Source organism: Treponema primitia ZAS-2, assembly GCF_000214375.1.
GTDB classification, from domain to species: Bacteria; Spirochaetota; Spirochaetia; order Treponematales; family Breznakiellaceae; genus Termitinema; species Termitinema primitia.
Genome location: NC_015578.1, coordinates 2244441 through 2256887, shown reverse-complemented (window position 1 = coordinate 2256887; position 12447 = coordinate 2244441). Strand labels below are relative to the sequence as shown.

General features: G+C 52.8%; 8 protein-coding genes. 4 read left to right on the top strand and 4 right to left on the bottom strand.

All coding sequences use genetic code 11. The features are described from left to right. The first annotated feature begins 1 nt into the window (after nt 1). The 4 genes from TREPR_RS09810 to TREPR_RS09795 all read left to right on the top strand — a co-directional run bounded on the left by TREPR_RS09810 (nt 2) and on the right by TREPR_RS09795 (nt 3681). Nucleotides 2-478: a DUF192 domain-containing protein gene (locus tag TREPR_RS09810; RefSeq protein ID WP_015708156.1), complete on the top strand. Its 477-nt coding sequence runs from the start codon at nt 2-4 to the stop codon at nt 476-478. Nucleotides 479-812: 334 nt separating this feature from the next. Further along, entirely contained in the window at nt 813-1736 is a 924-nt protein-coding gene (locus tag TREPR_RS09805) for an alpha/beta hydrolase (RefSeq protein WP_174269883.1), read from the top strand. A gap of 9 nt (nt 1737-1745) precedes the next feature. Beyond that, a complete protein-coding gene (locus TREPR_RS09800; protein WP_015708154.1) occupies nt 1746-3011 on the top strand; it encodes a hypothetical protein in 1266 nt (421 codons plus the stop codon). A 1-nt stretch (nt 3012) separates the two neighbouring features. Beyond that, nucleotides 3013-3681 carry a DUF6320 domain-containing protein gene (locus tag TREPR_RS09795; RefSeq protein WP_015708153.1) on the top strand — a complete coding sequence of 223 codons (669 nt, stop codon included), beginning with the start codon at nt 3013-3015 and terminating at the stop codon, nt 3679-3681. A 5-nt stretch (nt 3682-3686) separates the two neighbouring features. Here TREPR_RS09795 and TREPR_RS09790 read toward each other — a convergent pair whose 3' ends face one another. Genes TREPR_RS09790 through TREPR_RS09775 form a run of 4 tightly spaced genes read right to left on the bottom strand, consistent with a single transcriptional unit; the run spans nt 3687 to nt 12395 of the window. Further along, nucleotides 3687-5012: an ABC transporter substrate-binding protein gene (locus TREPR_RS09790; RefSeq protein ID WP_015708152.1), complete on the bottom strand. Its 1326-nt coding sequence runs from the start codon at nt 5010-5012 to the stop codon at nt 3687-3689. Beyond that, a complete protein-coding gene (gene cfpA, locus TREPR_RS09785; protein WP_015708151.1) occupies nt 5009-6970 on the bottom strand; it encodes a cytoplasmic filament protein CfpA in 1962 nt (653 codons plus the stop codon). The genes TREPR_RS09790 and cfpA overlap by 4 nt, the downstream gene beginning before the upstream one ends. 18 nt (nt 6971-6988) lie before the next feature. Then, the gene (locus tag TREPR_RS09780) at nt 6989-11386 is read right to left on the bottom strand and encodes an Ig-like domain-containing protein (RefSeq protein WP_015708150.1); all 4398 of its coding nucleotides are present in this window, start codon (nt 11384-11386) and stop codon (nt 6989-6991) included. Next, the gene (locus TREPR_RS09775; RefSeq protein ID WP_015708149.1) at nt 11364-12395 is read right to left on the bottom strand and encodes a hypothetical protein; all 1032 of its coding nucleotides are present in this window, start codon (nt 12393-12395) and stop codon (nt 11364-11366) included. Before TREPR_RS09775 ends, TREPR_RS09780 begins: the two co-directional genes overlap by 23 nt. Between the last annotated feature and the right edge of the window lie 52 nt (nt 12396-12447).

Here is a 12447-nt window from a genome sequence, read left to right as displayed (position 1 = left end):
CGTGAAATGCCCCCGGAGTCTTTTTTTTAGCCTGATCCTGATCGGCGCAGGGGCAGTAAACTGCGCTCCCGGTGATTCCGCCGGAAGTACCGGGAGGCAGCACAAGCTGGAACAGCGGGAGCTTACCATAGAGCGGGAAAACGGGGAAACAGTAAAACTGTTGGCTGAAATTGCCCGAACCGATGATCAGCGTGCTCGGGGCCTCATGGGGCGGAGCTCCCTGAAAGACGGGGAGGGGATGCTCTTTGTATTTGAAAAGGACCAGATCCTTTCATTTTGGATGAAAAATACCCTGCTTCCCCTGTCCATAGCCTATATCGCCTATGACGGCCGTATTATGGAAATCCACGACATGAAGCCCCAGGATACAACTGCGATTCAATCACGCCGCTCAGGCCGCTATGCCCTGGAAGTCCCCCAGGGCTGGTTCACCAGGGCAGGGATCAGTATCGGCGATCGGTGCGGGCCGGTACAGTAAGGCTGGTGTTCTCAGTTTATGACAGCTCTGCTGGGCTACTGACCGGGCGAAAAAGCGTCAAACGACTAAAGTCAACCATACCATTGTATATAGCAACCGCTTTAAGGTACCTATATAGGGACAGAGGCAGGGGCGGGCGGGCAATTCCCTGCCACCCGTCTCTGGAATTCTCTGCCGGAGGAGACCTACCGGGCTCCGTAGGCAGGCTCTACAGGTTAGGGTGGTAGGGAATTGCCAAGAACCTGCTTGCGCAGGGGAGCGCCCCGGTCACTACCACCAATACAGCTATCATAAACAGAGAAAATTGCTGTATACTATCCCTGCGAGGCAAAATGTGGCTATAAACAAGGCGATGCGGGCGGCTCTGAAAGCTATAGCCTACCTGAATGTGGATATTAAGAAGAGCTATAAGGTGGAGCGACAGTTTGAAAATCTGTCCGCCCGGCTAAGACCTAAACCTGAGGCCTATTCAATCTGGGATCATATGGTAAAATCCGGTGATTATGAGGTGCCTGTGCGGGTCTTTTTGCCCAAAAAGGGAAGCCCCCGGCGGCTCCTTTTGTTTTTCCATGGCGGCGGCTGGGTTACCGGAAGTATTGAAAGTTATACTAAGATGTGCGGCTATTTAGCCGGGGCTATTTCTGCGGTGGTGGTTTCTGTGGATTACCGGCTTGCTCCGGAAAGCCATTTTCCCGCTGCCCCGGAGGATTGTTACGCCGTGGCCCGGGAATTGTTCCTGGGTAAGAGTCTGCTCAACGTGGACCCTGCCAATATAACCATTATCGGGGACAGCGCCGGGGGCAACCTGGCAGCGGCGGTTTCCCTTATGGCCAGGGACCGGGGTGAATTTTTGCCTCCCCGGCAAATTTTGATCTATCCTGCGGTCGCTGCGGATCACAGTTCCTCTTCGCCCTTTGAATCCATCAGGACCAATGGAACCGATTATTTGTTAACTTCAAAACGAGTGGCAGATATGATAGACCTGTACAAGTCCTCGGATGATGATTACAAAAATCCCTATTTTGCGCCACTTGAAGCAGCGGATCTAAGCGGCCAGCCTAAAACCCTGATCATCAGTGCCGAGTATTGCCCACTCCGGGATGAGGGGGAGTTTTATGGGAAGCGGCTGGAAGAGGCGGGGGTTCAGGTGAAGGTTTTCAGGATGAAGGATGCCTTTCACGCCTATATGATGCTTTCCCCACGCTTTGTTCATGTGCAGAAAACCTATGAACTGATTAACGCATTTTTGGATGAGTAGGGGAGCGCCGTGTATTCTAATCAATGGAGTCGTCTGGATAATGCCGCAAAAATATTTCCTCCCAGTACCACCAAGGATGACACCAAGGTTTTCCGTTTCTGCTGCGAGCTTCGGGAGGCAGTGGATGCAGAGACCCTGCAGCGTGCCCTGAACGCCAGCCTGGGCGAGTATCCTTTCTACCGGTTTGTCATACGCCGGGGCTTCTTTTGGTACTATTTTGAAAAAAGTGATATACAGCCTGTGGTACGGGAGGAATATAAACCCCCCTGTGCGCCCCTGTATGATGTGAACAGGAAAAACCTCCTCTTTGAGCTTAGCTATTACCGTAAACGGATCAACCTGGAAATTTATCATGCCCTTTCCGATGGAGTTGGGGCCCTCCAGTTTCTGAAAACCATCGTGTACCACTACCTTACGGAAAAATATCCCCATAGAATTGATAAAAATATTCACCTGGAAAACGACGATGCCTCGGATGAGCAAAAAAGCCTGGACGCCTTTGATAAGTATTACTCTAAAAAAAGAGCGCCCCGGATTCCCTCTCTGCCCCGGGCGTACCGTATCAGGGGCGAACGGTTTCCCGAATCCAGGATAGGTATTATTGAAGGCCATGTTTCGGTTTCTGCAATGATACAAAAAGCCCATGAACATCAAACCACGGTAAGCGAATTTCTTGTCAGCCTGCTTATTTGTTCCATCCATGAGGGTATGAAGATCCGGGATGAGGATAAGCCGGTGTCCGTCACTATTCCTGTGGATCTGCGAAAATATTTTGCCACCCCTACGGCCCGGAATTTTTTTGGGGCTATTAATGTTTCCCACAATTTTTCTACCCAGGGGAAGACCCTGGAGGATGTAGCAGAGCGGGTTAAGCTTTCTTTTAAAACAGAGTTGACCCCTGAACGGATCCAGGAGCGGATCAACCGGCTTTTTTCCCTGGAGGATGCATTTGCCTTGAAGGTGGTGCCCCTGGTGGTCAAGGCCCCGGTATTGAAAACCGCTGCATGGAAGGCGGATATGGAGGACAGCGCTGCGCTATCCAACATCGGAAAGATCAGCATGCCCCGGGAGCTTGCTCCCCATATAAGCCTGTTCAGTTTATTTACCAGTACAAAACGTCCCCATGTCGCCATCTGTTCCTTTGAGGATACCCTGGTGATCAGTTTTTCTTCCCCTCTGGTAAGCTCGGGTATTCAGAGGGCCTTCTTCCGTGCCCTGGGGAATTTAGGTCTGGATATTACGATTGTCTCCAACCTTGCAGGATTGGGAGCCTAGTATGCTTGTTTGTAATAAATGTAATGTCAAGGTAGCCGGCAACCCTCAACGATGCCCCCTCTGCCAGGGAGATTTGACCGGAATCGCCGAACCTGAGGGGAATGTTTTCCCCCTCATTCAGCCTCCTTCGGGTTCTTTCAAAAGGCTCCTTAGCTTTATCGCCTTCGGCACCATTGCTGTGGCGGCCATATCCGTGGCGGTAAATATTGCCCTGCCGGTTTCGGGGATTTTGTGGTCACTTTTTATCATCGCAGGCCTTGCCAGCCTCTGGCTTTCTTTTCTGGTTATTAACCGGCAATGGTGGGACATTCCCAAAATTATTTTCCGTCAGCTTATGATAATATCCCTGTTGGTTCTACTCTGGGATTTTTTCAATGGTTTTTATAAGTGGTCCCTGAATTTTGTAATTCCCATACTCTTTAGTTGTTCTATGGTTGCCCTAGCGGTATTTGCAAAGGTACGCAGGCTAAAAGTTGAAGATTACTGTTTATTTCTGGGATTTATCAGTGTGATCAGTATTTTTTCATTATTGCTGGTGATCTTTCATGTGGTCACCATCATCTATCCTGCCCTTGTTTGTTTTACCCTTTCCATAATATCTCTGGCTTTTCTCCTGCTCTTTGAGGGTAAATCCCTGTGGCAGGAACTCCAGCGGCGCATGCACCTTTAGTTCCGTTACGGCTGTTCAAAACTGCGTTGAACCGCTTCTGCCACCTGTTTGGCGGACTTGGTTCCAATCCCCAGTTCTTGCAAGCCATCGTTGAGGGAGACGTTTACCCGGGACTGGAAGGTCCTGCTGATCACTGCGGTTCCGGCGCTGTAGTTGCCGGCGAAGCCGGCGGCGGCCTTTTGTAGGAGGGATAGGGGCAGGCTGTCAATTTCAATATCAGTGCGGGTGGCTGTCATGATGGCCCCTGATTCCAAAAGCCAAGTCTGGACTTCCTTGCCGGAAAGCCACTTTACCAGACCCCAGGCTGCTTTTTCCTTTGCGGAATTTGAAGCTACCTGAGCGCCGATGCCCCATCCGGGGCCGGGGATAACCGAGGTAGAATTGTTTAGTTTTACTCCCCTGATTTCAGGGAATACCCTGAGGAGTATGTCTTCCTCCCGTTCCGCTGAGATTAATGTATCACCATTGGTGTCGGGACTTACCAGGGCGGCTGCCCGTTGTTGGCTGTCGATCAAATAGGCTGACTGGCCTGTGGCAAAGCGCCGGGTAACGTCTCCGTAGGAATAGTTTAGTGTCTCCATGGGGATCACAGCATCCCGGTAGAGATTCTGTACGAAGCTGATAGCCGCTATAAAATCTTCATCCGTGAATTTTGCTTCTCCCGAGAGTATACGCTGTTCCCAGCGGGGGCCGCAGAACCGTCCGGCCAAAAGCGAAAAAAGGCAGTAGGGCATTACCCAGCCGTCCTGATTACCGATAATAACCGTGTCATACCCCTTGGCGGCCAGCAGGGGAACCTGGGCTTTCAGTTCATCGTAGGTCTTTGCTGGACTAAGTCCTGCATCCCGAAGAACCGCATTATTGACATAAAAACTGTGGCTGGAACCGATGGACCGGGGTAAAATCCCCAGATAGCCACCTGCCTGAAGCGCGCCGTCCAGGGCAACCGGGGAGTAGGTCATTCCAAGTTTGTCCTTTTTAATGAGGGGCGCCAGGTCCTTGAGGAGTTTTTTGGCATGAAGCTCTGTGATACCCGGGGCGGTAAGCCCTGCGGCCTGTTCCGAAGGCCATGCGTAGATCACATCCGGAAGATCCCCTGCGGTGATATAGGTCTCAAGCCTGTTAAAAAAGGATTCTCCCCGGAGATCCTCCCGTTCCAGGATAATCTCCGGATTTGCCTTTTCAAAGGCTTCCCATACCCGTTCAAGTTCAGTTGAATAAGCGGGGGATGTGCTGTCTGTATAATTCAGTACCCGCAGTTTTACAGGTTCCTGTTTGCCGCACCCTACCAGCAATAAAACTATCAGTAAGGTTGATGTGGTCCGTATCAAATTTCCCGAATCTCCCCGGCTTCTTCATCTGTGGGAGACTTCACTGGAAGTTCCGTATCCGACCCGCTTTCCGGATCCTCTTCCATAGGCACCGAATCCGGGAGAGGTTGGGTTTCGTCCATACCTAAACTGGCAGAAATGCTGCCCGCAAGAAAGGAGGCGGACCCGGCGGGGCTGGGGTTGCCAAGATTTCCCTTGCGGAAACGGTCATTCCTCTGATTGCCGGTGCCCCCCTGGCGGGGACTGTTGGAGAGGGCTGCATCCTGGAAGCCCCGGGAAACAGTGCGGAGGAATTCGGTGAGCACATTGGACATTGCCTCCAGGGTCAGTTTTTTCCGTTTTATTGAAGTGATATCCATATCCAGGACCAGCCCGGGCTGGAGGTGGTAGGGGTTGATGCCGTACTCAAAGCGATTGTATTCCGCTTCCAGAAAATTCAGCCTATCCTCCAGGGAGCGCCGTTCCACAGGATAATCGTAATTGTAAATTTCCTGGATCAGGCTCCGTATGATGGGGATGCGGCGCTGGATATTTTCCTTTTCCCAGGTGTAGGTGCGGTTCGCCTTCTCCACCTCGGTCTCAGTAGGGCGTACAAAACTCATTTCATCCCAGGGTTTTTCAAGATCCCCGTAGGGGCCAGCCTGGTCCTTATTCAGTTTACGGATCCGGTCCTGGGTTTTTCGGGTCAGGTCCTTGAAGTCACAGACCTTAAAGGGGGATTTGCCCTCCTCGTAGATTACCTGAAGTATGTCCCAAACCAGTTTTACCTCGGTCCCGAAACTCTTCATCTGAGCGTCATAGGCTTTGCGGGCTTCTGTAAGCTGATTGGTATCGTAGTAACGCAGCCGCAGCTGGTACCGTTCGTCCGGAAGCCCCTGGGTATCCGTGTCTTCATATTCCCGGATAACCAGTTCCCGGGCGTTTTTTAAGTTTTCAATGTATTGAAATCCAAGCCGGGCATTGTCCAGGATTGTGGTAATGGAATTAATCGCAGTGTTGAAGCCTCTATCCCGGATATTTTCGGAATCAATGATCTTCCTGAGGTTTTCCCGTATATTCAACTGGTCGTAATCCCCTTCAAGTTCTGCACCCATGCCCTTAAGCCGGTCCATGATGCTCTTGGCGAGCAGGGAGTACCGCTTCGCTTTGTCCTGATCCGCATTGTCATCGGTGAATTCCTCCACCTGATCCAACTTATGCAGGAGCAGATCCGTATCGTTCAGATCCTCTAAGCCCTCATCTATCCGTTCATCCCGAAGCTGTTCAATTTCCTTGTCAATGCTATTCTGTATCCGTCTGGAGAGCAGATCCTTTATCAGATATTCTGCGGTAGCCTGGTAGTGAAAGATGGGGCTTATCAGATCCGATTCAGGAATATTAATCGAAAGTTTAAGGTCCGTTACCGTCCTGGGCTTTTCCAGGTTGTCCCTGAAACTGCACTTGACCACCCTATAACTTCCGTCACCCCGGATAAAGGCCCCTGTATCGGTCCTGTGCCGGAGGAGGCTGCTGGTCTTATCTTCCAGTTCATTGATGCTTTTTTGAAGGTGACCCTGGAAATGACCGTACATATTGACCAGGGATTTTTCGATTTCCCCGGTGTTGAATTTACCTGTCCCGCCTATGCCCGTAAGAAGTTCTGTAATGTCCCTGGGGGCGTACCGGGGAAGATCTCCCCCAGCATAACTGCGCGGGGAACTTTGTTGAAAGTCGCGCAGGCTTTTCCCAATATCGTCTTCGGTACTTCCCAGATAATGATTGAACAGATCCTGAAAACTCCGGTTGAAAAAATTCAGCAAATTATCCTTGAGCCCCCCCGGGACATCCAGCCGTTCAACCACTTCCTTGGGCAGTTGGGTTTTTATGTGATGGATGACCTTTTCAGTCTCCTCCTGCATGAGCCGTGTAACTTCGTCCTGCCGGCTTTTTGCCTGGCCCGGTGTGCCCTTGGTTCCCATGGCGATTCTCCTTAAACTTTAGAACACATTAGCCCGGATTCCAAAGCCGATACGGAATTTGAACCTGTCTGCTTTGATACCCTCTTCAGTGGAGGTAAACCACACGGCGGGTTCCACATAGGCGGCATAGGAGCTGAAAACCTTAAACTGGGGAAAGGTAAAACGCGCCACTTCCCATTGGGCCAGAACCGCCCCCAGGATCTGGGGCGTGCCTTCCCCCATGGAGAAGTAGGCAAAGTTGGCCCCCAGTGCCCAGGTCATGGAAAACATTTCCCAGTCCGGGCCGAAGATGTACCGGAAGGGGAGGTTGTAGAGGTTGGCGATAAGTTTGGCCCCGAAAACTTGGCCGGGATATCGCCCTGCCTCGCCTTCGACCTCAGAGGGCGCTATCCCCGCATGGACCTGGAGCTTTACATTGTTCTCAAAGAAGGTAATCCCCAAACCTCCGGATGCGATAGTTGCGCCGAAAAAGGATGCATCAAGGTATAGTCCCTGGATAATGGGGGGAATCATGTAGAGGGCTTTATCCCCGGGCCGCAGGTTGATCATGATCGAGTCAAAGGCGTATTCCTCTGAGGCGGTACCGTAGACATACAAGGCATCCCGGTGGAGGGTATCTTCCTCTGGGTCAAGGGTCCGCAGGGCCGGGGGATCCAGGTCAATAGTCATTACCACCCGGCGTATGGCTATTTCGCCGTTGGCGAATTCCGCCCGAATCAGGATGGGAAGGGGTCCCCGGCCTATCTCGCTGCACTCCAGCCGGAATTTCCATTCCCGGGTTCCCTTGGCAACATGGTAGGTGCGGCCATTATCAAAGCTTATCAGGACCTTTTTCACATCGTAGTAAGGCCGCTCTCCCCTGGGCAGGGAAGCCCACTGGGATGGGCTGAACTCCATCCAGGCGCGGCCCTTTAACCAGGGCCTGCCGGTGATCACGTCCCCGTCCTTGTGGCTTTCAACAGTAACCGTGGGGCCCGCATCCCGGTAGAGCATGGGGTGTTCATTGCTGAACACCATCTCCCCCGAGGGGGTTTCATAGCTGGCCGAAAGGACAAGAAAGCCGTCGTCGGGTATTTTATTCTGGGGGAACTTATAAAAGAAATTTCCGTATTTATCTACTGGTACCGTAGCATGGGGCTCCCGGTTTGCCCAGAGTTGGACCTCTGTGGGAACCACCAGTCCCCGGGTCCGACCGCTTATGTTGATGGTGCCTGTATGAACTTCTCCGGGCATGGGGTTGTAGAAGGACGCTTCCGATGCCTCAGCCTCGGTAGTTTTAGTAACATTGCGGCTGGCCACGGCGGTATTTCCCGCCATGTCCGTGGCAACGATACGGATATTGTAGAATCCAAGGGGCGCCTCGGAAATATCAAGGGCTTCCAGAATGACCGGGGCGGGGTCCAGGGTATAGGTCAGGCGGTAGTCGGAATTGGAGACTGAGATTACCTCCAGGGTAATTTCCTGTAAAACGATGTTGTCCTGGATGCGGGCTGCGATATCAAGAGTGTTCCCGATATCCGCATCGTCGTAGGGTACCTCAAAGACCATATCCGGGGGGGTATTGTCAATGTTGAGCATGGCGCTGTCTATGGTCTCCCGGTCGTAGCGGTCCCGCACCCGTAATAGCACGGCGTACTCCCCATCCTCATAGAGAGCCGTATTCAGGCTGAGCCGCCATTCTTCCCCGCCCTCAGCCTGCTGGTAGGAATTACCGTTATCCATGGACACCCATACGCCCTGGATACCATTTCTGTCCAAGGCATTGCCGTGGATATAGATAACCCCCCGGTTGTAGACCGTCATCACCGGATCGGTCATGGTTACCTGGGGGTTTGCCAGGCTGACCCGTATGATCCGCTGGGTCACTTCCCCCTGGATACCGTAGATATCCTCACCAAAGGCTTCAATGATCCATTCGCCATCCGAAAGGTAAGCCAGGGGGATAGAGATGTCAAATACCTGATCTGTTTCAATAAAGGTAAAGTCCGAAGAAAGAGGGGACTCCTCTTCAAGCTCCTCATCCTCCCAAGCAAACATCTTGGTGCGGGCGGTAGTATCCTCGTCTTTTTTAATGATCCGCCAGTGGATGCCGTACACCTGATCATCGTCCTGGACTATACCGGTGATGGACAGATCATCCACAATGACCTCTTTCTCCAAAGGCTGGTTAAAGGTGATAATCGGATCATCGCTGGCAGCGTCCACCGGCACATCCAGGGGGGTGAGGAAGGCATCGCCGTTTTTGTCGGTTACCCGTATAGAAAAGCTGCCCCCGGCCCTATCCATGGCGGTAAAATCAAAGAGGGTGGAGAATTCATACTTTTGGAAGCCCTCTTTCATCTCTATGGGGGTAAAAATGGTTTCGTCGGTGGTAAAGGCGATTTCACGTATCGGCACAACAGAATTGACCCGGCCGGTAACAGTGGTAGAACCGTTTACCGTGGTACCATTCTGAACAGGGGAAATAAAGTGTACCACCGGATCCGATTCCGCCCGGTTCAGGGGGAAGTACAGGGGGATGGCCGGAACCTCCCGCTGTAGGGTCCGGAGTTCTATATGCACCGGCCCTTCCCGGAAGCTGTTCATATCCACCGGCAGGTCAAAGGTGCCATCCCCCCGTATGGTCACGGAACCCCAATCATCCTGGGGGTTCAGACGGTATTCCAAGCGGAATGCCCCGCCCTGGGCAATCAGGGAGGAATAGGGTATTTCGTCGGCGACCACCGGAGTATCCGGGGCGCTCTCGTCAATTTCCGTATCCCGGGATTCCAAGAGGGATGCTGCCAGGGAAATATCGGTCATGGCGGAAAGTTCCTCCAGCACCGAGGCGTCCAGGACGCCCGAAGAAGCCCCGTAGGTTTGCTGGGCGATACGCCCCCGGAGGCTAATCTGCCCTTCCCGGATAAAGTCATAGGCCTTATAGTTGGAGATCACTATGGGAGAAGGTTTCGGATCCAGGGGCACCGCATTGTCCCTACTCGCGGGCTTGTTGACCCGCAGGGTATAGGGGGAACCCACGGTACCATCCACCGCCTTTGCCCAGAGCCGTATGGTACTTCTCCCCTGGGGGATCAGGTCCGGGGGGATACGGAAGCCCGGTTCGGCGGGGAGTTCTTCCACCCTTCCTTCCATAATTATGGTGGCTGGTATAAAGCCGGGGTTAAAGTGACCGATGATGGACTGGTCCGCCGCCAGATTGTTCAGCCCCGTGGTGGGGTAGTCTATGGTGAGGGTAGGGGTTTTAACCTTGCGGCTATCGCTAAACCGTTTGACCAGTACAGTCTGGTTATTGCTTTTATCCACCGCGTACACCCGCAAGGTGGGGTTCCGGTTTTGGTAGGAAATATTAAGGTTGATGTCCCAGTAGGGGTCACCGGGGCGTATTTCTATGTCATGGGTTTCTCCCACCCACTCATAGTAGAATTTTGAAAGGCCCACCGCATCATAGATGCGCCCTGTTACCCTTGTGGGGCCTAGTGAATCATCCCCATCCGCAGGGGACAGGACTTCAATCACCGGGCGCTCATTGTCCACATAGAGCAGGTAGGGCTTGGTGCTAATCAGGCCTGTGGTATCCGTAGCCCGGAGCTGGAAGAAAACCTGGCCGTCACGGCTTTTGAGGGTGGGGAAGGGCACCATAAAGCTAAACGACCCGAGGATTTTTTTATTTGGTTTCAGATCCAGAAATTCAAAACTCCGGCCGCCATCGGCGCTGAATTCCACTGTGGCTATACCGTTGGTGTCAGAAGCCTGTCCCTGGAGTTTGATATTCCCCGATACCAATTGGCCTGTTTCAATGCCAATGAATTCAACTTCCGGCGGTGTCCGGTCATAGATAAAGGGTATCTGGATCTCCGGCCCCTCGGTTCTGCGGGTATCTGTGGCCTTAACATGCATTACGTGCAGGCCTTCTGAAAGGCTCCGTTCCGCAGTAGACCCGTTTGCTAAGGTGACACTCCGGACAAAGGTGGAGATAGGGAATTTCCAGTATTCTTTGCCATCCGCCTGAACCGAAGCCTGGTCATCCAGGCGCACCGTCACATGGTCCACCCCAAAACGGCCTGAGGCTACCCCCAGAAAATCCGTATCCTGGCGGATAACCGCATTGGCCTCGGGGTACACGATGCGGACCTCCGGAAGCCCCGCATTCCGATCCACCACAATATTATAGGGACCGTCGATGGTTTGATTTCCAGCGGCGTCCCTGGCGCGGACTAAAAAATTATGCTTGCCCCTTTTAAGGCCGCTTATATCGTATTCTTTCTGCCAAATTTCCTGGCCGTCCACGGGCTGCCAGTTCTCCTGTTTACCATGAGCCCACATGGGAGAGGCGAGGATGATGAAAATACAAATCGGAAAAAGGCTTTGAAGGGTAAATTTTAAAATACGGCTCCTATCTGTAGCCTTCTTGCACATTTTTAGCTCCTTGCCATATAAATGAACTGCTGAACCACACCACCTGAGCCTCCCGGGCGATGGTATCATAGGGTTTCCCCTGGGGATGGGCCGGGACCCACCCTAAAGTATCGGCTATTAGGGCCTGAATTTCCGGTTTCTCAAGCCAGAAATTTGCATCCTCCAGCACTTTTTTCACCCTTTCACTGGTTCCCGGAGCTTTGGGGATAGCCCAAAGTATATCCGCCTGCATCCCGTACCGGTTCCAATTCCCGGGTATGGGGAATTGGGCCGCATCCAGGGAAGCCGCCTGGTCCGGGGGTAGTTCCCTGATCTTACCCAGGGGGGCGTACACCCAGGACGGCCCTTCCTGGAAAAGGGCTATCCATATATCAAACCAGGAATAACTCAGCGCCCCCCGCTGAAAACGGCGATCCAGGAACAGCCTATCCTCCGCCTTATCCCAGGTTTCCCGGTCTTCCGGGAAAACCCCGGGACTTTCCTGTAAAAGCTGGGCCAGCCAGGCTTCTACTGCCGCCGGTTCAGCCCCGGGAATCAGGATGGTGCCCTCTCCGCCCGGGCGGTCCAGCCGCGCCCTGGTTAGTTGGGGGCCCTCATACTTACGATACACCATCCAGGGGTTAAAAGCCAATGCCCTTGCGCCCCTATATTCCCGGTTTCCGGAATCTATGGGAATAATTCGGAGGGATTCCAGGGCTTCTTTCGGCCCAGCAGCTAAAACCGGCTCTGGAAGTTCCGGAGTCTCCCGGGTAATAATAATTCCGTCGGGCTCTCGTTTTTTCGACCTTTCCTTTTTATACACTTGTATCTGCATAAAAGGAGGGGGAGGGGAGGCCCGGGCGAGAATCTCCCCCCACTGTTTTTCATATTCCGGCGCCACATACCAGGTGACTTTAGGCTCCGTGAGGATGGGGATGAGTATCAGCGCCCCTGCGGCGAAAGCCAGAAGGATAAGCCCTCCCAATAAAATCCGGGGGAGCTTTTTTCTGGTTATAATCCTGTTTTTCAATCCTTCCTGCCGGCCTCCCCCCCTAGAGGGGGAGGCCGGTCTTCGTCCTTTA